Annotated in this window: 22 protein-coding genes and 1 tRNA gene; 15 read left to right on the top strand and 8 right to left on the bottom strand. The window is 64.4% G+C overall.

Features of this window, described 5'->3' with window-relative positions:
- Positions 1-7 precede the first annotated feature (7 nt).
- Positions 8-823, bottom strand: a complete 816-nt coding sequence (locus EN862_RS27245; RefSeq protein ID WP_127866580.1) for an ABC transporter ATP-binding protein — start codon at positions 821-823, stop codon at positions 8-10.
- A 209-nt stretch (positions 824-1,032) separates the two neighbouring features.
- Here EN862_RS27245 and EN862_RS27240 point away from each other — a divergent pair, with 209 nt between their 5' ends.
- The 5 genes from EN862_RS27240 to EN862_RS27220 all read left to right on the top strand — a co-directional run bounded on the left by EN862_RS27240 (position 1,033) and on the right by EN862_RS27220 (position 5,940).
- Positions 1,033-1,905: a dimethylarginine dimethylaminohydrolase family protein gene (locus tag EN862_RS27240; RefSeq protein ID WP_127866579.1), complete on the top strand. Its 873-nt coding sequence runs from the start codon at positions 1,033-1,035 to the stop codon at positions 1,903-1,905.
- Positions 1,875-2,540: a TetR family transcriptional regulator C-terminal domain-containing protein gene (locus tag EN862_RS27235; RefSeq protein WP_127866578.1), complete on the top strand. Its 666-nt coding sequence runs from the start codon at positions 1,875-1,877 to the stop codon at positions 2,538-2,540. The genes EN862_RS27240 and EN862_RS27235 overlap by 31 nt, the downstream gene beginning before the upstream one ends.
- Positions 2,540-4,120 (top strand): 5-guanidino-2-oxopentanoate decarboxylase, encoded by a 1,581-nt coding sequence (locus tag EN862_RS27230; RefSeq protein WP_127866577.1) that lies wholly within the window; start codon positions 2,540-2,542, stop codon positions 4,118-4,120. The genes EN862_RS27235 and EN862_RS27230 overlap by 1 nt, the downstream gene beginning before the upstream one ends.
- Positions 4,121-4,125: 5 nt before the next feature.
- Complete coding sequence (locus EN862_RS27225) at positions 4,126-5,079, top strand: capsular polysaccharide synthesis protein (protein WP_127866576.1); 954 nt, start codon at positions 4,126-4,128, stop codon at positions 5,077-5,079.
- Between the two features lie 153 nt (positions 5,080-5,232).
- Positions 5,233-5,940: an SDR family NAD(P)-dependent oxidoreductase gene (locus EN862_RS27220; RefSeq protein ID WP_127866575.1), complete on the top strand. Its 708-nt coding sequence runs from the start codon at positions 5,233-5,235 to the stop codon at positions 5,938-5,940.
- Between the two features lie 133 nt (positions 5,941-6,073).
- Here EN862_RS27220 and rpsA read toward each other — a convergent pair whose 3' ends face one another.
- The 3 genes from rpsA to aroA all read right to left on the bottom strand — a co-directional run bounded on the left by rpsA (position 6,074) and on the right by aroA (position 10,073).
- Positions 6,074-7,771: a 30S ribosomal protein S1 gene (gene rpsA / locus EN862_RS27215; protein ID WP_127866574.1), complete on the bottom strand. Its 1,698-nt coding sequence runs from the start codon at positions 7,769-7,771 to the stop codon at positions 6,074-6,076.
- 192 nt (positions 7,772-7,963) lie between these two features.
- Positions 7,964-8,614 (bottom strand): (d)CMP kinase, encoded by a 651-nt coding sequence (cmk, locus tag EN862_RS27210; RefSeq protein ID WP_127866573.1) that lies wholly within the window; start codon positions 8,612-8,614, stop codon positions 7,964-7,966.
- A gap of 100 nt (positions 8,615-8,714) precedes the next feature.
- Entirely contained in the window at positions 8,715-10,073 is a 1,359-nt protein-coding gene (aroA, locus tag EN862_RS27205; protein WP_127866572.1) for a 3-phosphoshikimate 1-carboxyvinyltransferase, read from the bottom strand.
- A gap of 194 nt (positions 10,074-10,267) precedes the next feature.
- On the opposite strand from aroA, the gene EN862_RS27200 reads away from it, so the two are divergent.
- Both EN862_RS27200 and EN862_RS27195 read left to right on the top strand, forming a co-directional pair.
- Entirely contained in the window at positions 10,268-10,663 is a 396-nt protein-coding gene (locus EN862_RS27200; RefSeq protein ID WP_127866571.1) for a TIGR02300 family protein, read from the top strand.
- Positions 10,664-10,828: 165 nt separating this feature from the next.
- Positions 10,829-10,904 (top strand) — tRNA-Ala (locus EN862_RS27195).
- Between the two features lie 146 nt (positions 10,905-11,050).
- Here the strand turns inward: EN862_RS27195 and EN862_RS27190 are convergent.
- Together EN862_RS27190 and EN862_RS27185 are read right to left on the bottom strand one after the other, a co-directional pair.
- Positions 11,051-11,572, bottom strand: coding sequence for a DUF6496 domain-containing protein (locus EN862_RS27190; RefSeq protein WP_127866570.1), 522 nt, complete (start codon positions 11,570-11,572; stop codon positions 11,051-11,053).
- A 64-nt stretch (positions 11,573-11,636) separates the two neighbouring features.
- Complete coding sequence (locus EN862_RS27185; protein WP_127866569.1) at positions 11,637-12,092, bottom strand: YbhB/YbcL family Raf kinase inhibitor-like protein; 456 nt, start codon at positions 12,090-12,092, stop codon at positions 11,637-11,639.
- A gap of 337 nt (positions 12,093-12,429) precedes the next feature.
- Here EN862_RS27185 and EN862_RS27180 point away from each other — a divergent pair, with 337 nt between their 5' ends.
- The 5 genes from EN862_RS27180 to EN862_RS27160 all read left to right on the top strand — a co-directional run bounded on the left by EN862_RS27180 (position 12,430) and on the right by EN862_RS27160 (position 16,527).
- Positions 12,430-12,690, top strand: coding sequence for a hypothetical protein (locus EN862_RS27180; protein WP_127866568.1), 261 nt, complete (start codon positions 12,430-12,432; stop codon positions 12,688-12,690).
- Positions 12,691-12,960: 270 nt separating this feature from the next.
- On the top strand, positions 12,961-13,332 hold the full coding sequence (locus EN862_RS27175; RefSeq protein WP_245519704.1) for a hypothetical protein: 372 nt from the start codon (positions 12,961-12,963) through the stop codon (positions 13,330-13,332).
- A 337-nt stretch (positions 13,333-13,669) separates the two neighbouring features.
- Complete coding sequence (locus EN862_RS27170) at positions 13,670-14,221, top strand: MaoC family dehydratase (RefSeq protein ID WP_127866567.1); 552 nt, start codon at positions 13,670-13,672, stop codon at positions 14,219-14,221.
- Positions 14,222-14,224: 3 nt separating this feature from the next.
- On the top strand, positions 14,225-15,385 hold the full coding sequence (locus tag EN862_RS27165) for a CaiB/BaiF CoA-transferase family protein (RefSeq protein WP_127866566.1): 1,161 nt from the start codon (positions 14,225-14,227) through the stop codon (positions 15,383-15,385).
- A gap of 14 nt (positions 15,386-15,399) precedes the next feature.
- A complete protein-coding gene (locus EN862_RS27160; protein ID WP_127866565.1) occupies positions 15,400-16,527 on the top strand; it encodes an extracellular solute-binding protein in 1,128 nt (375 codons plus the stop codon).
- 40 nt (positions 16,528-16,567) lie between these two features.
- Here EN862_RS27160 and EN862_RS27155 read toward each other — a convergent pair whose 3' ends face one another.
- Positions 16,568-17,404, bottom strand: coding sequence for an amidohydrolase (locus EN862_RS27155; protein WP_127866564.1), 837 nt, complete (start codon positions 17,402-17,404; stop codon positions 16,568-16,570).
- 66 nt (positions 17,405-17,470) lie between these two features.
- Positions 17,471-18,259 carry an IclR family transcriptional regulator gene (locus EN862_RS27150; protein WP_127866563.1) on the bottom strand — a complete coding sequence of 263 codons (789 nt, stop codon included), beginning with the start codon at positions 18,257-18,259 and terminating at the stop codon, positions 17,471-17,473.
- Between the two features lie 167 nt (positions 18,260-18,426).
- On the opposite strand from EN862_RS27150, the gene EN862_RS27145 reads away from it, so the two are divergent.
- The 3 genes from EN862_RS27145 (at position 18,427) to EN862_RS27135 (ending at position 21,628) form a co-directional block, all read left to right on the top strand.
- Positions 18,427-19,743, top strand: a complete 1,317-nt coding sequence (locus EN862_RS27145) for an extracellular solute-binding protein (RefSeq protein WP_127866562.1) — start codon at positions 18,427-18,429, stop codon at positions 19,741-19,743.
- 119 nt (positions 19,744-19,862) lie between these two features.
- On the top strand, positions 19,863-20,759 hold the full coding sequence (locus tag EN862_RS27140; RefSeq protein ID WP_127866561.1) for a sugar ABC transporter permease: 897 nt from the start codon (positions 19,863-19,865) through the stop codon (positions 20,757-20,759).
- Between the two features lie 2 nt (positions 20,760-20,761).
- Positions 20,762-21,628: a carbohydrate ABC transporter permease gene (locus EN862_RS27135; RefSeq protein WP_127866830.1), complete on the top strand. Its 867-nt coding sequence runs from the start codon at positions 20,762-20,764 to the stop codon at positions 21,626-21,628.

The following is a 21,628-nucleotide window of genomic DNA, read 5'->3' as shown; positions in this document are numbered from 1 at the left end:
CCGGCCCCTAGCCGACATTGCGGAGGAATTGTTTGAGCCTTTCGGATTTGGGCGCGCCGAACAGCTGCTCCGGCGGACCTTCCTCCTCGACCAGCCCGTTGTAGAGGTAGACGACATGCGTCGCGACCTCGCGGGCGAACTTCATTTCATGCGTCACCAGCACCATGGTGCGCCCCTCGCGCGCCAGGTCGCCGATCACCTTCAGCACCTCGCCGACCAGCTCCGGATCGAGCGCGGACGTTGGCTCGTCGAACAGCATGACGCGCGGATTGATCGCCAACGCCCGGGCGATCGCGGCGCGTTGCTGCTGGCCGCCGGACAGGAAGGCCGGATAAACGTCGCGCTTCTCCGCCAGCCCGACGCGGGCGAGCAGCTTCTCGGCCTGGGCGATCGCTTCGTCGCGCTTGACCCCCAGCACATGCACCGGAACCTCAATGACGTTCTCGATCAGCGTCATATGGCTCCACAGGTTGAAATTCTGGAACACCATGCCGAGCCGCGAGCGGATCCGCTCGATCTGCCGGCGGTCGGCCGGAACGGTATGGCCGTGGCTGTCGGCTTTGAGTTTGATCTGCTCGCCATTGACGCGGATGATGCCGCTGGTCGGATTCTCAAGGCAGTTGATGCAGCGCAACAGCGTCGATTTGCCGGAGCCGGAGCCGCCGATGATGGCGACCACCTCGCCGTCGCGCGCCGACAGCGAAACGCCCTTCAGCACATGCAACTGGCCGAATTTCTTGTGCAGGTTCTCGACATGGATGGCTTCGGCGGCGGCGCTTTGCGCCTTGCCGGATTGGACTGGGGCAGCGTCTGCCACGCTCACCGGGCGACCTCTCTATGGTCGAAGGCAGGTCGTCGAACGTCCATCCGGCTAATCAACATACGCTGTACTGCCGCTCCAGATTTCAGCATGGACCCGACAGCGCGAGCCCGTCAATCCCGCTCATTACGGCACTTGCGGCGTTGTTGTGCAAGTGTATAAATAGCCTTTCATGAAATTTTTCCGCTTTTTTTCATCTTAGAAGGGCATCGATGAGCGCTTTCGGATCACAGTCCATGGCGGCGCCGTTGCGGCGCGTGCTGATGCGTTCGGCGGCCAACGCCATGCGCGGCGCCGACAGGGCCGCCTGGCACTATGGCCCGGGTTTCGACCCGGCGAAAGCGGCAATGCAGCATGCGCTCCTTGCCGAGCTGGTGTCGGCTTCCGGCGCCGAAATCGAATGGATCGAGGACAAGGCCGACGGTCTCGCGGATTCGGTTTTCACGCATGACCCGTCGCTGATGACCGATCGCGGCGCGCTGATCCTGTCGATGGGCAAGCCGTTGCGCGCCAAAGAGCCTTCGCTGCATGAGGAAACCTATAGAAGGCTGGGCATTCCGGTCCTTGGCCGCGTCGAGGCGCCCGGCCAGGTCGAAGGCGGTGACTGTGTATGGGTCGATGCCCGCACGCTGGCGATCGGGCGCGGCGTGCGCACCAACCAGCAAGGCATCCAGCAGGTTGCCAACCTGCTGACGCCGCTCGGCATTTCCGTCTACGGCTTCGATCTGCCGCTGTGGCAGGGCGAAGAGGCCTGCCTGCATCTGATGTCGGTGATCAGCCCGCTGGCCGACGACCTCGCGCTGGTCTATTCGCCGCTTCTGCCGGCCCCGTTCTACCAGATGCTGAAAGCGCGCGGCATCCGCCTGGTCGAAGGCGATGCGCAAGAGTTCGCCGCCTCTGGCGGTCTCAGCCTGAATGTGCTGCCGACCAGTCCATTGAAGGTCATTGCCGTGGCCGGCTTTCCCAAGACCAAAGCCGCAATGGAAGCCGCCGGCTGCACGGTCGAAATCTTCGAGGCGGATGCGCTCTGCATCGCCTGCGAGGGCGGCCCGACATGCCTGACGCGGCCGATCCTGCGCCAATGAACGCGCGCCGCAAGTTCCGTCGCGAGGGCGAGGAGCGGCGGCGGCAGGACCTGATCGACGCGACCCTGGAGAGCGTTGCCGAACATGGCCTCGAGGGCGCCACCGTGCGCACCATCGCCTTGCGCGCCGGCGTCACCGCCGGGCTGATCCGCCACTATTTCCCCGGCAAGGAAGATTTGCTGCAGGAGGCCTATGCGGCGTTGATGGGCCGCATGACAGAGCAGGCGAAAGCGGCATTGCTCATGGAAGACGCCTCGCCGCGCCAGCGACTTGCCGCCTTCGTCACCGCCAATCTCAACGCGCCGATCATCGACCAGCGGGTGTTTTCGCTCTGGGCGACCTTCATCGGCCGTGCCGGCGCCGATCCGACGCTCGCCCGCGCCCACCGCGAAGGCTATCTCGGTTTTCGCAACGAGGTGGAAGCAGTCGTGGCCGAAGTGCTGGCCGCCGAACGGCGCAAGCCGGACGCAAGCGAACTGCGCCACCATGCCATCGCCATCAACGCGATCATCGACGGGCTCTGGATCGAAGGCTGCCTGGCCGGCGAGATGTTCTCGCCTGGCGAATTGGCGGCGATCGGCATCAAAGCCATAGAGGCCGAGCTCGGCCTTGCGCCGGAAAAGGGAGGAAATTGATGACCACCATCGGCGAAGCGCTGATCACCTTGCTCGAAGCGCATGGCGTCGACACCGTCTTCGGCATTCCGGGCGTACATACGGTCGAGATCTATCGCGGGCTGGCGCGTTCGAAGATCCGCCATGTCACGCCGCGCCACGAGCAGGGCGCCGGCTTCATGGCCGACGGCTATGCGCGCGCCGGCGGCCGGCCTGGCGTCGCCTTCGTCATCACCGGACCGGGGTTGACCAACACCATCACCGCCATGGGCCAGGCGCGCGCCGATTCGGTGCCGATGCTGGTCATCTCCGGCGTCAACGCCACCGATACGCTGGGCAAGGGTTTGGGCTTCCTGCATGAGCTGCCCGACCAGCGCGGCATGATGGAGAAGGTCGCGCTGTTCTCAGAGCGCGTCACCGAGGCCGGACAATTGCCGGCCGCGCTCGCCCGTGCCTTCGCGCTGTTTTCGTCGGCGCGGCCGGGGCCGGTGCATATCGAGATCCCCACCGACGTCATGGTCAAGCCCGCCGACGGCATCGCGGCGGCGCTGAGCAACGCCGCGCCGCCCGCTCCGGCCCCAGCGGCGATTGCGGAAGCGGCAAAGCTCATCAAGGCTGCACGCCGGCCGCTGATCCTTTCGGGCGGCGGCGCCAGGAAGGCCGACGCGGCGCTGCGACGGCTGGCCGAAACGCTCGGCGCTCCGGTTGTCGAGACTGCCAATGCGCGCGGCCTTTTGCATGGCCATCCGCTTTGCGTGCCGGCCAGCCCCAGCCTCAAGGCGGTGCGCGCGCTGATGGCGGACGCCGATCTGGTGGTCGCGGCCGGCACCGAGTTCGGCCCGACCGACTATGACGGCTATGGCGACGGCGGCTTCGTCCTGCCGAACAAGCTGATCCGCATCGACATCGGCGCCGACCAGATCGCGCGCCGGCCGGTGATGGTCGGCATCCAGGCTGATTGCGCCGAAGGGATCGAGGCTTTGCTTGCGGCAATCGGGCCGGGCCATCCCGCGGCCAAGGACGGCGAAGCCCGCGCGGCCGCCGCACGGAAAGCAGCGCTGGCCGAGCTGAGGCCCGAATACCTGGCGCAGGTGCGCGCCGTGGAGACGATCCGCGACGCGCTGCCGGGCGCCATTATCGTCGGCGATTCGACCCAGCCGATCTATGCCGCCAACCTCTATTATGACCACGACCGTCCCGGTGGCTGGTTCAATGCGGCGACGGGCTTTGGCGCGCTGGGCTACGGCCCGCCGGCGGCGATCGGCGCCGCACTTGCCATTCCGCAAGCGCCCGTGGTGTGCCTCACCGGCGATGGCGGATTCCAGTTCACCTTGCCGGAGATCGGCGCCGCGCTCGATGCCGAGACGCCGGTGATCTTCGTCGTGTGGAACAATCGCGGTTATCGCGAGATCGAGACCTCGATGCTCGATGTCGGTGTCGAGCCCGTCGGCGTGTCGCCGGCGCCGCCGGATTTCTGCAAGCTCGCCGAGGCCTATGGCATCGCGGCCGAGCGGTTGACCGGGACCGCTGATCTGGCCGGGGCGCTGAAGCGCGCGCGGGCGGCCGGCAAGCCGCGCCTTATCGAGGTTTCGGTGGATTGATCGCTATGGCACCATCGGGGGACGACGGCCCGGATAGCGCCTTTTTCACCGAACCGCCATTCGACGATCCGCTCAGGCGCCGTCACCTGGCGCCCTTGCGCTGGGCGGCGTCTTCGCCGGACTTGCCGTGGTGGGTGCGCAAGCGCGCCGCCAAAACCCACATGAACCTGGCCCGGCGCCGGGACCAGCGCGCCCGGAACGTCGCTGTCGATCACTCGCAATGGTGCTCGACCAGCATGCCGGAAGGCGGGTTGGGTCCGATCTGGCAATATTGGGCGCAAGGCCCCGACAACGCGCCGCCCTTGGTGAAGGCCTGCATGCGCTCGGTGCAGCGGCACAAGGGCGACCGCGATCTCATCGTCCTCGATGACACCACCGTGGCAGACTATGTCGATCTGCCGGACCATATCTGGGACAAGCGCCGGCGTCAGCTGATGAAGAGCCAGCACTTCTCCAACTTCATCCGGCTTAGCCTGCTCCTGCGGCACGGCGGCACCTGGCTCGACGCCACCATTCTGCTCAGGCAGCCCGTGCCGCGACAGATCGAGCGCGAGGATTTCTATATCCTTCGCGAAACCAACCGCGTGCCTCGGCTGGTGGAGACCTGGTTCATCCATGCGCGCAAGGGACATCCTCTGGTCGAGACGGTGCTTCATGGCCTCGCCGACTACTGGCGCGAATATGATCGGCTTCTCCAGTATTTCATGTTCCCGCATCACATCGAGGCTTCTCTGCTGCTGCATGGGAAGCTGAGGGAGGACTTCTTGAAGATGCCGCAGGTCGGCGCCGACAGGCCGCATGAGTTGCAATGGCAGCTCTTGAAGCCTTTCGACGAAGCGAGGCATCGCGCCATGTATGACGGCTTCTGGCTGCACAAGCTCAACTACAAGGTACGGCGTCCGCAGACGGACGAGCGTCTGCTTTGGGACGCCATACTGGATGGCTGGCCGCTGGTCTGACGAAAATTGTCCGGAGCGCAGGACACATGCAAAGACGCTGCGCCAGCCATGTCGATATTTCAATTGAGTGACAGCGCGAAAGGCGCGACGTTCGAGCCTGGGGCGGCATAACCCAAGATATAATCATAAGAAAATGACAGGAGCGGTCAAAGTATGACGGAAACGCTTAACGGCAGGCATATCGTGATCACGGGCGGCACTGGGGCGCTCGGCGGCGCGGTTGTCGGCAGATTGCTGGAGCGGGGCGCGATCTGCCACGTGCCCAATGCCCACGCGGCGGCCCCGCCGCATTTTCCTTACGCAGCCCACGCCAGCGTGCATCTGGCGCATAATGTCGACCTTTCGGATTCGGCCAAGGTCGAAGCCTTCTACCATCAGGTCCCCGACCTCTGGGCCTCGATCCACCTCGCTGGCGGCTTCACCATGGCGCCGGTCGAAAAGATCGAGTCGGCTTCCTTCGCCGAAATGATGGACACCAACGCCCGCACGACCTTCCTGTGCAGCCGCGCCGCGGTGCGCTCGATGCTGGCGTCCAACACGGCTGGCCGCATCGTCAATGTCACCGCGCGCGCCGGCCTCGATCCGAGGCGCGGCTCCGGCATGGTCGCATACACCGCGAGCAAGGCGGCGGTCGCGGCAATGACGGTCGCCATGGCCGAGGAGCTGAAGCACAAGGGCATCCTGGTCAATGCGGTGGCGCCCTCGACGCTCGACACGCAGGCCAATCGCGACAGTATGCCGGACGCCGATTTCAGCAAATGGGTCAGCCTCGAGGCCGCGGCCGAAGCGATCGCCTATCTCGCCTCGCCAGCCAACCAGGCCATGAGCGGCACGCTGGTTCCGCTCTACGGCCGGGCCTGAACTCTATCTCTTGTTTTACGCAATTCCGGACGGAAAACCGCTGACTCTTTTCCTGGAATTGCTCTGATATCCCGACAAAGAAAAACCCCGCCGGATCGCTCCGGCGGGGTTTTTCTTTTGGTGTGAAGCGAGCTTAGTTGCCCTGCTTCTTCAGCGCCGCGCCCAGGATGTCGCCAAGCGAGGCGCCGGAGTCGGTCGAGCCGTACTGGGCGACCGCTTCCTTCTCCTCGGCGATTTCCAGCGCCTTGATCGAGACCTGCAGCTTGCGGGTCTTCTTGTCGAAGGCGATGACGCGGGCATCGACCTTCTGGCCGACGGTGAAGCGCTCGGGGCGCTGCTCGTCGCGGTCGCGCGAAAGGTCGGAGCGCTTGATGAAGGTCTCGATGCCGCTGTCGACCAGCCGCACGTCCAGACCGCCATCCTTCACGCCGATGACCTCGCAGGTGACGACGGCGTTCTTGCGCAGCTCGCCGCTGCTGGCCGCTTCGCCGACCGTGTCACGGGCCAGCTGCTTGATGCCGAGCGAGATGCGCTCCTTCTCGATGTCGACGTCGAGCACCTGCGCCTTGACCATGTCGCCGCGATTGTACTCTTCGATGACCTGCTCGCCCGGACGGGTCCAGTCGAGGTCGGACAGGTGCACCATGCCGTCCACGTCGCCTTCCAGGCCGATGAACAGGCCGAACTCGGTCTTGTTCTTGACCTCGCCCTCGACCTGGCTGCCGACTGGATGGCTGCGCGCGAAGGCTTCCCACGGGTTCTCCAGCGTCTGCTTGAGACCGAGCGAGATGCGGCGCTTGGCCGGATCGACCTCGAGCACCACCACGTCGACTTCCTGTGTCGTCGACAGGATCTTGCCGGGGTGCACGTTCTTCTTCGTCCACGACATTTCCGAAACGTGGATGAGGCCTTCGATGCCCGGCTCCAGCTCGACGAACGCGCCGTAGTCGGTGATGTTGGTGACGGTGCCCTTGATCTTCTTGCCGATCGGGAACTTGGTGCCGATATCCGACCACGGATCCGACTCGAGCTGCTTCATGCCGAGCGAGATGCGGTGGGTTTCCTGGTTGATGCGGATGATCTGCACCTTGACCGTCTGGCCGATGTTAAGGATCTCGGTCGGATGGTTGACGCGGCGCCATGCCATGTCGGTGACATGCAGGAGGCCGTCGATGCCGCCGAGGTCGACGAACGCACCGTAGTCGGTGATGTTCTTGACCACGCCTTCGACCACCTGGCCTTCCTCGAGGTTCTGCACGATTTCCGAACGCTGTTCGGCGCGGCTCTCCTCGAGCACGGTGCGGCGCGACACCACGATGTTGCCGCGGCGGCGATCCATCTTGAGGATCTCGAAGGGCTGCGGGTTGTGCATCAGCGGGGTGACGTCGCGGATCGGGCGGATATCAACCTGGCTGCGCGGCAGGAACGCCACGGCGCCGTCGAGGTCGACGGTGAAGCCGCCCTTGACCTGGTTGAAGATGACGCCTTCGACGCGCTCACCCTTGGTGAACTTCTCTTCGAGACGCACCCAGCTCTCCTCGCGGCGAGCCTTCTCGCGCGACAGCATGGCTTCGCCAAGCGCGTTCTCGATGCGCTCGACATAGACCTCGACGGTGTCGCCGACCTTGAGGGAAGAGTCCTTGCCCTTGGCGCCGAATTCCTTCAGCGGCACGCGGCCTTCGACCTTGAGGCCGACATCGATGATGGCCATGTCCTTTTCGATCGCGGTGATCGTGCCCCGGACAACCTGGCCCTCGCCGGAATGGCCGGCGGTGAATGATTCTTCGAGCATGCTCGCGAAATCGTCGCGAGACGGATTAGCAGCTGACATTGTTTCTCCTGGAATGCTCCGCGCGCTGGCGGAGCGGGCGCCGTGGGTTAGCGTTGCGTGAGCCTGCCGGCGTTCCGGGCTGAAGAGCCCTTGGCCGCCTAAGCGGCAAGTCCGGCGCATGAAGAATGCTGGCAGGCTGGTTCGTGCCCGATATGGGTATTTTCGCCGCTCAAGGCAACCGAAAAAGCCCGATCAGGCCTTGTTTCTCTTGGCAAGGACCTCGTCAACGATTGCCATCGCCGCCAGAAACGCGGCCTCTATAGCCATTTCGCTGGTATCAAGCAAGTGCGCGTCCGCCGCCGGCTTCAGCGGCGAGGAGGCTCTGCCCATGTCGCGCTCGTCGCGGCGCTCGATGTCGGCGAGGATGGTGGCGAAATCGCCGCTGCCGCCCATGCTCTCGATCTCGGCCAGCCGGCGCCTGGCGCGCACCTCTGCGCTTGCCGTGACATAGAGCTTGATGTCGGCGTCGGGACACACCACCGTGCCGATGTCGCGGCCGTCGAGCACCGCGCCCGGCGGCGCCTTGGCGAAGGCCCGCTGCTTCTCGACCAGGATACGCCGCACCGTGGGGATGACTGCGACTTTCGATGCCGCTTCGCCCACCGCATGCGCCGAAAGCACTGTACGGTCGAGGTTGGAGAGGTCCACCTGCCGCGCCGCGGTTTCGGCCGCCGAGACATTGTCGAGCGGCAGACCGAGCTCGAGCAGCTTATGCGCCACCGCGCGATAGGTGAGGCCGGTGTCGAGCAGGTTCAGCCGGTAGTGATCGGCGAGCCGGCGGGCGAGTGTGCCTTTGCCCGCGCCTGCGGGGCCGTCGATGGCTATGGTGAAGGTGTGGGTCATGGATGGAGCGTCGCGGTTGGAGGGGGCGACAAATACAATAAGCGCCGCGATCCTTCGCGCTGTCCCGCCAACATCTCAGTTCGGCTCCAACCCATCGCCGTCACTCGATCTCCGCGCCCAGTCCCTTCATCAGCCCCATGAACTCCGGAAAGCTCGTCGCGATCATGTTGGCATCGTCGATGGTCACCGGCTTTTCCGTCGCCAGCCCCATCACCAGGAAGCTCATGGCGATGCGGTGGTCGAGATGGGTCTTCACCACCGTATCCTGGCCGTTGGGGTGGGCGCCGAGCCCCTTGCCGCCCGGTCTGCCGCGCACGGCAAGCGATGCCTCGCCCTCGGTGCAGTCGACGCCATTGAGCTTCAGCCCGTTGGCGACCGCCGACAGCCGGTCGGATTCCTTGACACGCAATTCCTCCAGGCCCTGCATCAGCGTCTCGCCCTCGGCGAAGCTCGCCGCGACCGCCAGCACCGGATATTCGTCGATCATCGACGGCGCTCGCTCCGGCGGCACCACGACGCCCTTGAGGTCGGAGGAACGCACCCGCAAATCCGCCACGTCCTCGCCACCGGCATTGCGCGGGTTGAGGATGTCGATGCGGCCGCCCATTTCCTGCAGCGTCAACAGAAGCCCCGTGCGCGTCGGGTTCATCAGCACGTTCTCGATCACGATATCCGAGCCCGGCACGATGAGCGCGGCCACCAGCGGGAAGCCGGCGGAAGAGGGGTCGCCGGGCACGGCGATCGTCTGTCCGGTGAGCTTGCCCTGGCCCTCGATGAAGATGTGGCGCACGCCGCGTTCGTCGGTCTCGACCGTCAGATTGGCGCCAAACCCTTTCAGCATCTTTTCGGTATGGTCGCGGGTCATCACCGGCTCGATCACCGTGGTGATGCCGGGCGTGTTCAGGCCGGCAAGCAGCACCGCCGACTTCACCTGGGCCGACGCCATCGGCACGCGATAGGTGATCGGCGCGGCGTGTTTCGGGCCGCGCAATGTGATCGGCATGCGGTCGCCCGGTGCCGCCTTCAGCACCTGCACGCCCATTTGGCGCAGCGGGTCGAGCACGCGGCCCATCGGCCGGCCGGACAGCGAGGCGTCGCCGATGAAGGTCGTCTCCATGTCATAGGTGCCGACAAGGCCCATGGTGAGCCGCGAGCCGGTGCCGGCATTGCCGAAATCGAGCGGCCCTTCCGGCTGCAGCAGCGCGCCGTTGCCGGTGCCGCGGATCACCCATTCGGCGCCGTTCTTCTCGATATGCGCGCCCATCGCCTTCATGGCCGCGCCCGTGCGCATCACGTCCTCTCCTTCGAGCAGGCCGGTGATGCGCGTCTCGCCGGAGGCAAGGCCGCCGAACATGAAGGAACGGTGCGAGATCGACTTGTCGCCCGGCACGCGCGCAGTGCCGGCAAGGGCAGGGGATTTGCGGGCCGTGGCTGGTTTAGCGGCGGCGGAATGAGACATTTTGTCTTCCAAATGAAAGGCCGGCTGGCCGGCCCGGTTCGTCATGATGCGGCGGTCTCGTATCACGGCGCGGGGCAATGGTCATCCCCTTGGCGCAAGCCTTTGAAAAGCGGGTTTCGGGCGCATGTCTTTTGGCTTTGACAGCGCGGAAAACTGCGGTTAAGGGGACCATTCTTTTTTTGACGAGGCCTGACGTGGCAAAAGCTGAACTTGGCACCAAGCGTGTCGACCCCGAAACGGGTCGGAAATTCTACGACCTGAACAAAGACCCGATCGTCTCGCCCTATACCGGCAAGAGCTATCCGCGCTCCTATTTCGAGGAAGGCAAGATCTCCGCCCTCGAGGAGGATGAGGAGGTCGCCGACAAGGAACTGGACGGCGACGAGGAGGAAGGCGCCGAAGTCGTCTCGCTCGAGGAAGCCGATGACGAGGCCAAGGGCGGCGGCGACGATCTTCCCGATCTCGGCGACGACGAGGACGATGTCGATCTCGGCGATGATGAAGACGACACCTTCCTTGCCGACGAAGAGGAAGAGGACGACGACGTCTCCGATATGATCGGCGTCGGCGACGACGAGGACGAGGTCTGATTCTGATCGTTTGCCGGCGATTTTCGCCTGTGACGAAAAAGCGGTCTTTCGAGGCTTGATCTTGACCGAAGGCGGCGCTAGAAGCCGCCAGCACTAAACGACGGCGCGGTTCCCAACCGCGCCGGATCTCTTCGCCGGAAACGGCGCCGGCTGACTGCCGGGAGTGGGGCCATAGCTCAGTTGGGAGAGCGCTTGAATGGCATTCAAGAGGTCGTCGGTTCGATTCCGATTGGCTCCACCAAACAGTCCTTCCTGAGCAGATTTCTTAGCGGCAGAAATCGTCACCGCTGCTCACGCGCGCGGCGCCCGAGCCCGTAGGAGCGGCCTGGACGCAAAGCCATTTTCCGGCTGGTATAGGCTCGACGCAGAATCCTACCTACAGATCTGCTACCCATCCTGCGGCTGCGGCTGACCGCGCTCCGCACGGGTTCTGGCTGCCTTGCGCGCCGCCGCTGATCGTCCGGCGGCGCCTTTGGTCTGCGCCGCTTTCCTTGCCGCCGCCGACCGCTCTGCGGCCGTGCGGCCGGATGCGGCGCTCTCGGCCTGCCGCGACAGGGCCTTGCGGGAGGCGGTGCTTTTCGGCTCGCCCTCGAGCACCTTCGATACCGCCTTCGCGACCTTCGGCCGTCGCTTCGGCTTCCGTTCGCCCTGGCCTGCCTCGTAAGCGTATTTGGCGCTCTTGCGCGTGCTCTCCTTCACGTCGCCTTTTTTGGGCGGCGGCAGATCGACGCCCGCGCGGCGCGCCTCCGAAAGGCCGATGGCGATCGCCTGCTTGGTGGAGCGGGCGCCATGTTCGCCCTGGCGGACCTTGTCGATTTCCGCGTGAACGAACTCGCCGGCCTGTGTGCTTGCCGACTTGCCTTCGCGCTTGTCCTTGCGCGCCTTTTCGATGGTTTTCTTGTCCGGCATTGTCTTTCTCCTTGTTCGAACGGAGGGCATGATCGAACGCCGACAAGCCGCTTCGGATCGCGCGTCAGCGGCTTTCATATGTGCCGACAAGGTCGGCGGTGGCGATCATGTGCGGTCCCGCATGGGCCAGAAGGTCGGCGATTGCCGTTTCTCCGCCGGATTCCAGCGTCTCCACGTCGAGCGCTGAAAGGCGGAAGTGATAGTGATGGACGCCACCTTTTGGCGGCTGGGGACCGTCATAATGGGCATTGCCGAAGTCGTTCACGCCTTGGCGGAAACTTTCCGGTCCGGCGGCGCCTTCCGGCAGGCTGTCCCGGCCGGCGGGGATGTCATAGACCGCCCAATGGCGAAACATGCCGCGTGGCGCATCGGGATCCTCGACGACAAGCAGGAAGCTTCTGGTCCCGGCCGGAGCGTTCTTCCATTGCAGGGGAGGAGACAAGTTGCCTCCGTTGCGCACATAGCGCTCGGGAATGGCCTGCCCGGTTTCAAAGGCTGGACTCTCAAGCGTGAAAGCCATGGCTGGAACTCCGTGCTCTTATTCTTCTCGAAGGAAATCGACGAACGATCTTTGCTCGAATCGGTGAAGCGCAGTCGCTGCTGGTTTCTTGGGAACGCGGGGCATCGGCGGGAGTTCCGGCATCACGCCACCGACAGCGCCCGATGGATGCGAGCAAGTGGAGCTGTCGTCCCTGGAAAAGCTGCCCGGACGGAAGCGACACAGGTCGTATCCGGCGAAGAGAGCTAGCAGGTCGGCATAAGAGCCGTCGACGCGGAACCGCAGGTCTCGAAGATTTTACCGGCCGCATTTTCGGTATATGAATCGGGAACATGCCGGCGCAACAGGTGACAACGTGATGCGCGTTCTGGTCCGGATTGCGGTGATCGTCGCGATATTGTTGGCGTTGCTGTATCTGGGATTGTGGTATTCGACCGGCGAACAGGGCTTTCTGCTGATCCCGGCGGCGCGCCGGCTCAATAGACGGAGTGTCCGTCTCGCTGGCGCCTTCGATCGCTTCGCGCCACGGCGTCTCGGCGACGATTTGCTGGCCAGGTGGTTCGCGCTGAGCGGAGAGGACCGCGCTCGAGGAAATCCCTATGCCGGCGGCGGCAACTAGGCTAAGGGGCTTCCTGTCAGAGGGATGCTTATGAGAATTCCGGTTTGGGGTGGGAAACTGGCGCAGGGACGGGTTCGATCCGGACTGCTTGCACGATCAAGCAGTCTCTTGCCGATGCTGGGCGTTGTGGCCATGCTTGCCGCCTGCCAGTCGACTCCAGACACGCAACCTGTTGCTGGTTCGCAACCTGTTGCTGGTGCGCAACCTGTTGCTGGTGCGCAACCTATTGCTGACCCGCAACCCGCTCCGGCCGGCGCTCCCGCTCCGGCCTTGCCGAATTCGGCTGAACTCGATCAGACGGTCGCGGTCGTTCCGCCCGCCAAGGGCGTTCCGGCGAGATACGCCGCCTTCTCCGGTATATGGGCGGGGCAGCTCAACGGCATGTATGACGGCAAGCTCGCGGTGCTGACGGTGTCGTCGGCCGGACAGGTGACGGTCAGCTACGCATGGGGCGATCTCGCCGACAACAAGCCGGGCGTCGCCGATGGCTCCGGCAGGATCGTCGGCAGCACCTTGAAGCTCGGGCGCCTGCCGAATGGTGCCGACATCACCGCCACGATGCCGTCGCCGGGAACGCTCAACGTCACCTACGTGCTTGCCGGCCAGACCTATACCGGCTCGTTCGTGCGGGTCAGCCACTAAGCAACGCCAGCTTCCACACGGCAAGTGTCGCCTCGTCCAAGGCATAGACGCCGAGGCCGACGCCGCGCGCGCCTGTGGAAATAGGGCGCCTCGCGCTTGAGGCTGCCGACAGAGACAACACAGGCCCTTTCTGTCGGTTTCCTCCGCTGCCGGCGGCTCCTCCGCCCGTACCGGCTTTCCAAAAATTTCGCCGATCGTCGCTTGCAAGGCAATCCCATATGTGAAAATATTATTCACAAAAGAAAATTGACGGGAGGAAAGCGATCATGCGTCTCGCCATCCGGCATCGCGCCTGGAACCGCCTTGCAGGGCGCGCCGGAAGCTCCCGGAGCACGGCATGAGCGCGTTCTCGCCGACCGTCGGTATCGCCTCGACGCATCCTGCCGACATGCCTGAGGCGCATGCCGACATCCCCGTCTGGAATTCGGAAAACTGGTTCTACGAGGACTGGCAGCCCGGCCACAAAATCCGCTCGCTCCGCCGCACGATAGCCGAGGGCGAAAGCCATATGTTCAATGCGCTGGTGCTGGATATCCATCCTTACGTCCAGGACCAGATGTTCGCCGAGAAGGAACGCATTTTCGGCAAGCGGCTGGTGGCCGGCGCCTTCGTCTTTTCGGCCGGGCTCGGCCTGGTCGCCACCAACTGCGTCAACGCCTTTTCCTATGGCTATGACAAGCTTCGCTTCATCAAGCCGGTCTTCATCGGCGACACCATCTATTCGATCCGCACCAACCTCGACAAAAAGCCGCGCTACCAGGACATGGGCCTGATCCGCGCCAGCTATGAAGTCTTCAAGGGTGAAGGAGAGCTCGTACTTTACTGCGAGCATTTGCAGACGGTGAAGTACAAGAACCCGGCCGATTTCGTCGGCAAGACCGAGAAGTGACCCGTGGCTGCTGATACCGAACTTCCGCTGACCGGCCTCATCGTCATCGACATGAGTCAGTTCCTGTCGGGGCCCTACTGTTCGCTTCGCCTGCTCGACCTTGGCGCGCGCGTCATCAAGATCGAGCGGCCGGACGGCGGGGATCTGTCGCGCAGGCTCTATCTCAGCGACACCGAGATCGGCGGCGATTCCACCATTTTCCATGCCATCAACCGCGGCAAGGAGAGCCTCGCCATCGACCTCAAGAACGAGGCCGACCTCGCCGCGCTGCGCGGCCTGATCGCCAAGGCCGACGTGCTGATCCAGAACTTCCGGCCGGGCGTCATCGAGCGGCTCGGCCTCGACTATGAGCATGTGAGGGCGATCAACCCGCGGCTCGTCTATGCTTCGATCAGCGGCTATGGCGAGGACGGCCCGTGGGTGAAGCGCCCGGGGCAGGACCTGCTTGCACAGGCGCGTTCCGGCGTGATGTGGCTGAACGGCGACGAGGAGCAGGGGCCGGTGCCGTTCGGCCTGGCGATCGCCGACATGCTGGCGGGCGCTGCCTGCGCGCAAGGCATCCTCGCCAAGCTGGTGCGGCGCGGCACCACCGGCGAGGGCGGCCATGTCGAGACCAGCCTGCTCGAGGCGCTGGTCGATTTCCAGTTCGAGGTGCTGACCACGCATCTCAATGACGGCCGCCGCCAGCCGAAGCGCTCGTCCTTCCGCAGCGCCCATGCCTATCTCTCGGCACCTTACGGCGTCTATCCGGCCAAGGACGGCTACCTGGCGATCGCCATGACGCCGATCCCGAAGATTGCCGATCTGCTCGAATTGCCCGAGCTCGACTCCTTCCGCGACAGGCCCGCGACCTGGTTCACCGCCCGCGACGAGATCAAGGCGATCATCGCAAAACGCATCGGGGAAAAAACCATCGACGAATGGCTGGCCATTCTCGAGCCCGCCGACATCTGGTGCGCCAAGGTGCTGACCTGGCCGGAACTGATGGAGAACGACGGCTTCAAGGCGCTCGACATGCTGCAGACGGTGACGCGCGAGGACAATGTCTCGATCCTCACCACGCGTTCGCCTCTGCGCGTCGACGGCGCGCGCGCCAAGGGCGATCGGGCCGCTCCCCGCATCGGCGAGCACAGCGAAAAGATCCGCGCGGAGTTCGGCCTGTGATCCGGCTGAAAGGGATGACCTGGAGCCACCCGCGCGGCTACGACCCGATGGTGGCGTGTTCGGCGCTGTGGAAGGACAAGACCGGCGTTTCGGTCGAATGGGAAAAGCGATCGCTGCAGGATTTCGAGTCCTTCCCGGTGGAAGAGCTCGCCCGCGCCTATGATTTGATCGTCATCGACCATCCGCATGTCGGCCAGATCACTGCCGAGAAATGCCTGGCGCCGCTCGATGTGCCGGGACGCGAGGCGGAGCGCGCAGCGCTCGCGAGGGGAAGCGTCGGCAAGTCCTATCCGAGCTACACCTGGCAGGGCCAGCAATGGGCTTTCCCGATCGATGCGGCGACGCAGGTTCAGGCCTGGCGGCCCGATCTGATCGAGGCCGCGCCAAGAATCTGGACCGAAGTGCTGGCGTTTGCCGAGCAGGGCCGCGTGCTCCTGCCGCTCAGGCCGCCGCATTCGCTGATGTGCTTCTACACGCTTGCCGCCGAGCTCGACCGGCCCTGCGCGGTTGACGGTTCGGCCGACCTTGTCGATGGCGAGACCGGCGAAACCGCCTTCGAGATGCTGCGCGAGATCGCGGCGTTGGTGGATCCGCAATGCCTGGCTATGGATCCGATCGCCGTGTTCGAGAAAATGGCCGAGCCCGGCTCGCGCATCGCCTGCGCGCCGCTGATCTACGGCTATGTCCCCTATGCGGTCGCCGGCTTCCGGCCGCATCGGCTCGCCTTTGCCGACATGCCGGTCGTTGGCGGCAACGGCCCGGTCGGTTCGGCGCTCGGCGGAACCGGCATCGCCGTCTCCGCCTTTTCGACCGAACGCGAGGCGGCCATCGACTTCGCCTACTGGATCGCCAGCGGCGACGTGCAGCGTGGCCCTTACGCCGCTGCGGGCGGCCAGCCAGGCCATGCCGCCGCCTGGGAGGACGATGCCATCAACGCCGCGACTGGTAATTTCTATCGCGACACAAGGGCGACGCTCGAAGGCGCCTGGGTCCGCCCGCGCCACGACGGTTACATGACGTTCCAGCAGCAGGCCTCCGACCGCATCAACGAAGGCCTTGCCGGCAGGCAGGACGCCGCCCAAGTCGTCGCAGACATCAATCGCCTGTTCCGGGAGAGTTTCGCGCCGGCCGCCGCCGGTTAGACGTGCTGATTGCCACCGCGACGCCCGGCGAGCGTGACGTCTATATTCGCCAGAGCCGGCGCGCATTGCCCGAAAGCAGGCGGCTCCGCTCCGACTCGCTCGCGCCGGCCAGCAGCGCGTGCGTGGCGGCAATCCAGGTCGTCAGTCCGCCGCCCAGCGTGCAGACCGGCCAGTCGCTGCCCCAGATCACCCGGTCCCAGCCGAAGCAGCGTATCGTGTGCTCGACATAGGGTTTGAGCGTCTCGGCCGTCCAGGTTGCCGGATCGGCATAGGCGACGACGCCGGATATCTTGGCCGTGACGTTGGGCCGCTTGGCGATCGCTTCCATATGCTCGCGCCACGGATGCTCGGCATTGCCCTTGATATCGGGCACGCCGCAATGGTCGAGGACGAACTGCACGTCGGGCGCGAGATCGGCGAGCGCCATCGCTTTCGGGATCTGATGCGGCAGCACAACGAGGTCGAAGGTCAGGCCGGTGCCGGCCAGCCGCTTGATGTTCTGGCGAAACAGCGCCCCTTCCGAGACATCGTCGGGCACGACATGCAGCACGCGGCGGAAACCCTTGACGAAGGGCTCGGCCTTGACCGTTTCCAGATAGGCCTCGAAACCGGCCTCTTCAGGCCGGCAAGACGCGATCGCTCCACGAAGCAGGCTCCCGGCCTGGCCGGCGAGCGACTTCACATGGGCGGTCTCGGCGGCGATGTCGGCGGGATCGACGTCGACCTCCATATGCAGCACGGCCTCGATGCCGGAACGCAGCGCGTCGGTGGCATATTCCTGGTAGGAGAAATCGCGGTTCAGCGCCGGCACGCCGGCCAGCCACGGGTAGCGCAGCGCGGCCTGGTCGATGAGGTGCAGATGCGTGTCGACGATCATGGCGGCGTCTCCTCCCATTTGTGCCAGACAATATCCCGCCTAAAAATCCATTATTCAAATAAGAAATTACGACGATTGCGGCACATCCGAGCCTGCAAGCTGCGACAACCTCGCGGCGGCGTCCTGCAAATGCCGAATCGTCAGCGTGATGTCCGGCGCCGTGGGGGCGTTGACAAGGGTGATATAGGGGATGGTCAGCGCCGCGATTGCCCTGCCGTCGGGGCCGAGCACCGGCGTCGAAAGATTGTAGACGCCGGCGGTCTGCAGCGACGCCATCATCTCGTAGCCGCGGTCGCGCACCTGATCGAGGCGGGCGAAGAACTCCGGCGTCAAATTGAGCTGTTCGGTGCTTTGCAGATGCTCGGCGATCATCATCTTGCGTTCCTCGGGCGAGCGGAAGGCAAGCAGCACATGGCCGGAGCCGGTGTCGAACAGGCTGATATGCGAGCCGACGCGGATCGAGATGCCCCAGTAACGCGGCGCCTCCTGCTGCGCGATGACAACGGCGGCGCCGCGGTCGAATACCACCAGTTGATTGGCCTGCCATGAGGTTTCGGCGAGATCGCGCATGATCGGCGTCGCGTAGGACACCAGCCGCCGCACCGGCGCGTGCAATTGCGCCAGCCCGAAAAGCTTGAGCGTCAGCGAATAGCGGTCGCCGTCGATCTTGGTGACATAGCCGCGCCGCACCAGGCGGTCGAGCATGCGGTAGAACTCGTTCGGGCTGCGGTCGAGCCGCTTGGCGATCTCCGCCTGGGTCAGCCCGCCGTCGACGCTCGCCAGCAACTCCAGAATGTCCAGCCCCTTGTCCAGCGCCGGCGCGCGGTAGCGGTCCCCGTCGTCTTCCTCTGCCACCTGCCCCTCCAGTAAATTTCGATCTGCATATATGCATGAACTTCGTGCCGCTGGAAGCACAATCGCCTTGACCCGGGAATGAAAATGCTATTTGCATATGAATGAAGCTTAAGCGATCGGCTGCGCATCCGGCCGGCCATCGCCGCGAGCTCGTGGGAGGAGAAGACATGACGAGACTGCTTCTAGGCATTTCCGCCGGCCTGACCGGTTTGCTGCTGAGCGGCACGGCATTTTCAGCCGATCTGCCCGGCAAATTTCCGGGTGTGACGATCGACGCCAAGCTGATCGGCGGCCAGCAATATGAGAAGCTCTACGAGCGCATTCCCGAATGGGAGAAGCTGACCGGCGCCAAGGTCAACATCCTGTCGAAGAAGAACCACTTCGACCTCGACAAGGAGATCAAGTCGGACATTGCCTCCAACTCGATCACCTGGTGCGTCGGCTCCAACCACACATCGTTCGCGCCGCAATATCCGGGCATCTACACCGATCTCGCCAAGCTGCTGCCGAAGGAAGAGATCGACGCCTTCGTCCCGGCCAACATCGCCGCCGGCACACTGGACGGCAAATTGGTCATGCTGCCGCGCGCCCAGTTCGACGTCTCGGCGCTCTACTACCAGAAGAGCCTCTACCAGGACGAAGCCAAGAAGAAGGCCTACAAGGACAAATACGGTAAGGAGCTCGCTCCGCCGGACACGTTCGACGAGATGGCGCAGCAGGCCGAATTCTTCGCCAGCCCGCCGGACTTCTACGGCACGCAATATGCCGGCAAGGAAGAGGCGATCAACGGCCGCTTCTACGAGATGGTGATCGCCGACGGTGGCGAGTATCTCGACAAGGACGGCAAGCCCGCCTTCAACTCCGAGGCCGGCGTCAAGGCGCTCGACTGGTTCGTCAACCTCTACAAGGCCAAGGCGGTTCCGGCCGGCACTACCAACTATCTGTGGGACGATCTTGGACAGGGCTTTGCTTCCGGCACCGTGGCGATCAACCTCGACTGGCCGGGCTGGGCCGGTTTCTTCAACGACCCCAAGTCGTCCAAGGTCGCCGGCAATGTCGGCGTCAAGGTCCAGCCCAAGGGCTCGTCCGGCAAGCGTTCCGGCTGGTCCGGCGCGCATGGCTTCTCGGTGACCGAGAACTGCGCCAACAAGGAAGCCGCCGCTTCGCTTGTCTGGTGGCTTACCAATGAGGACAGCCAGAAGCTGGAAGCCGCGGCCGGCCCGCTGCCCACCCGAACCAAGGTTTGGGAATGGGATCTCGAGCAGGCGAAGTCCGATCCGTACAAGACCGAAGTGCTGCAGGCCTTCCAGGAAGCCGCCAAGAACGCCTTCCCGGTGCCGCAGACGCCGGAATGGATCGAGATCTCCAACGCCGTCTATCCCGAGCTGCAGGCCGCCATCCTCGGCGACAAGACGTCGAAGCAGGCGCTCGACGACGCTGCCGCCAAGGCAACGCAGATCCTCCAGGACGCGGGCAAGCTCTAGGCTGCGCGCCCCGCAACCGCCTCCCTGTCAACCGGGGAGGCGGCCGCGTAGCCTCGCAAAATATGCCATCCTCGGTATCGACCGGGGCTGGATCACTTCACCTCGCTGACAGGATCCCGATGAAGGGCTTCAAGCCATCCGCGCCGATTCTCCTGTTGCTGCCGGCCTTCGTCGTGCTGGCGGCGGTGGTGCTCGTGCCGCTGCTGCTCTCACTCTATTCCAGCTTTACGCCCTTCCGCCTGACCCGGCCCGAGACCTTCTTCGTGCTGATCGGCTTCCGGAATTACATGTCGATTCTGAGCAATCCGGACTTCTGGTGGGCCTTCGGCCGCACCGTTCTGTTGCTCACCATCGCGCTCAATCTCGAAATGCTGCTCGGCCTCGGCCTGGCCATGCTGGTCGAGAAGGCGACGCGCGGCCAGCGTATCCTGCGCACACTGATGATGTTCCCGATGATGTTCTCGCCGATCCTGGTCGGCTTCCAGTTCAAATTCATGTTCAACGACAATATCGGCCTGGTGAACAACGCGCTGCAGTCGCTGGGTATCACTGAGGATGCCATCCCGTGGCTGATTGTAAGCCACCTCGCCTTCACCGCCATCACCATAGCGGAAGTCTGGTCGTCGACCTCGATCTTCGCCATCCTGATCCTGGCCGGCCTGCTGGCCATGCCCAAGGAGCCGATCGAGGCGGCGCGCGTCGACGGCTGCACGCCCTGGCAGACCTTCCGCTATGTCACCTGGCCCTTCGTCATGCCCTTCGCGTATATCGCCATGACGATCCGCTCGCTCGACGTCGCGCGCGCCTATGACATCGTCAAGATCATGACCGATGGCGGCCCAGCCGGCCGCACCGAGCTTTTGTGGACGCTGGTCGGGCGCACTGCCTACAGTGACGCGCGCATGGGCCTCGCCAACGCCATGGCCTATTTCTCGATCCTGCTGTCGATCGCCTTCACGGTGTATTTCTACAACAAGCTCGCCGCGGCGCGCGCGCAGATCGGCGCGGAGTGGTGATGATGGACGAGAACGCCTCCGCCCGCCTGATCCGCCGCACGCTGACCGTCGCGCATCGCATCGGCCTGTTCCTCGCCATGCTCCTGATCTGCCTGCCGGGCATCTGGATCGTGCTGTCGTCGCTCAGGCCAACCGTCGAGATCATGGCCAAGCCGCCGGTCTGGATCCCGCAAGAGCTGTCCTTCGATGCCTATGTCGCCATGTTCTCCGGCATCGGCAAAGGCGGCATTCCGGTGCTCGATTATTTCCGCAACTCGCTGATCATCTCGGTCACCTCGACGGTGATAGCAGTGGCCATCGGCATGGCCGGCGGCTACGCCTTCGCCCGCTACAGGTTTCGCGGCAAGTCGGGCATGTTCCTCGGCCTGATGCTGACCCGTACCGTGCCAGGCATCGCCATGTCGCTGCCGCTCTTCTTCGTCTATGCGCGGCTCGGCATCATCGACACGCATTTCGGCATGATCCTCGCCTATGTGGCGCTGAACATCCCCTTCACCATCTGGCTGATCGATGGCTTTTTCCGCCAGGTGCCGAAGGATTTGGCCGAAGCAGCGCAGATCGACGGCTGCACGCGCTGGCAGGCCTTCTGGCAGGTCGAATTCCCGCTGGCGCGTCCGGGCATCGCCTCGGCCGCGATCTTTGCCTTCCTCACCTGCTGGAACGAGTTCGCGCTCGCCTCGCAGTTGACCCGTTCCGTCAACTCCAAGACGCTGCCCGTCGGGCTGCTCGACTACACGGCCGAGTTCACCATCGACTGGCGCGGCATGTGCGCTTTAGCCGTTGTGATGATCATCCCGGCGCTGACCCTCACCTACATCGTCCAGAAACACCTCGTCGGCGGCCTCACCTCCGGCGCGGTGAAAGGTTGA

Source organism: Mesorhizobium sp. M2E.F.Ca.ET.219.01.1.1 (genome assembly GCF_004016445.2).
Lineage (GTDB): Bacteria > Pseudomonadota > Alphaproteobacteria > Rhizobiales > Rhizobiaceae > Mesorhizobium.
This window is presented reverse-complemented; position numbering and strand designations above follow the sequence as displayed.

Bases quoted from the DNA above. Each gene is read 5' to 3' on its own strand.
- EN862_RS27240 (WP_127866579.1), top strand. From the start codon at position 1,033: ATGAGCGCTTTCGGATCACAGTCCATGGCGGCGCCGTTGCGGCGCGTG.
- EN862_RS27235 (WP_127866578.1), top strand. From the start codon at position 1,875: ATGCCTGACGCGGCCGATCCTGCGCCAATGAACGCGCGCCGCAAGTTC.
- EN862_RS27230 (WP_127866577.1), top strand. From the start codon at position 2,540: ATGACCACCATCGGCGAAGCGCTGATCACCTTGCTCGAAGCGCATGGC.
- EN862_RS27225 (WP_127866576.1), top strand. From the start codon at position 4,126: ATGGCACCATCGGGGGACGACGGCCCGGATAGCGCCTTTTTCACCGAA.
- EN862_RS27220 (WP_127866575.1), top strand. From the start codon at position 5,233: ATGACGGAAACGCTTAACGGCAGGCATATCGTGATCACGGGCGGCACT.
- rpsA (WP_127866574.1), bottom strand. From the start codon at position 7,771: ATGTCAGCTGCTAATCCGTCTCGCGACGATTTCGCGAGCATGCTCGAA.
- cmk (WP_127866573.1), bottom strand. From the start codon at position 8,614: ATGACCCACACCTTCACCATAGCCATCGACGGCCCCGCAGGCGCGGGC.
- aroA (WP_127866572.1), bottom strand. From the start codon at position 10,073: ATGTCTCATTCCGCCGCCGCTAAACCAGCCACGGCCCGCAAATCCCCT.
- EN862_RS27190 (WP_127866570.1), bottom strand. From the start codon at position 11,572: ATGCCGGACAAGAAAACCATCGAAAAGGCGCGCAAGGACAAGCGCGAA.
- EN862_RS27185 (WP_127866569.1), bottom strand. From the start codon at position 12,092: ATGGCTTTCACGCTTGAGAGTCCAGCCTTTGAAACCGGGCAGGCCATT.
- EN862_RS27180 (WP_127866568.1), top strand. From the start codon at position 12,430: ATGCGCGTTCTGGTCCGGATTGCGGTGATCGTCGCGATATTGTTGGCG.
- EN862_RS27170 (WP_127866567.1), top strand. From the start codon at position 13,670: ATGAGCGCGTTCTCGCCGACCGTCGGTATCGCCTCGACGCATCCTGCC.
- EN862_RS27160 (WP_127866565.1), top strand. From the start codon at position 15,400: ATGACCTGGAGCCACCCGCGCGGCTACGACCCGATGGTGGCGTGTTCG.
- EN862_RS27155 (WP_127866564.1), bottom strand. From the start codon at position 17,404: ATGATCGTCGACACGCATCTGCACCTCATCGACCAGGCCGCGCTGCGC.
- EN862_RS27145 (WP_127866562.1), top strand. From the start codon at position 18,427: ATGACGAGACTGCTTCTAGGCATTTCCGCCGGCCTGACCGGTTTGCTG.
- EN862_RS27140 (WP_127866561.1), top strand. From the start codon at position 19,863: ATGAAGGGCTTCAAGCCATCCGCGCCGATTCTCCTGTTGCTGCCGGCC.
- EN862_RS27135 (WP_127866830.1), top strand. From the start codon at position 20,762: ATGGACGAGAACGCCTCCGCCCGCCTGATCCGCCGCACGCTGACCGTC.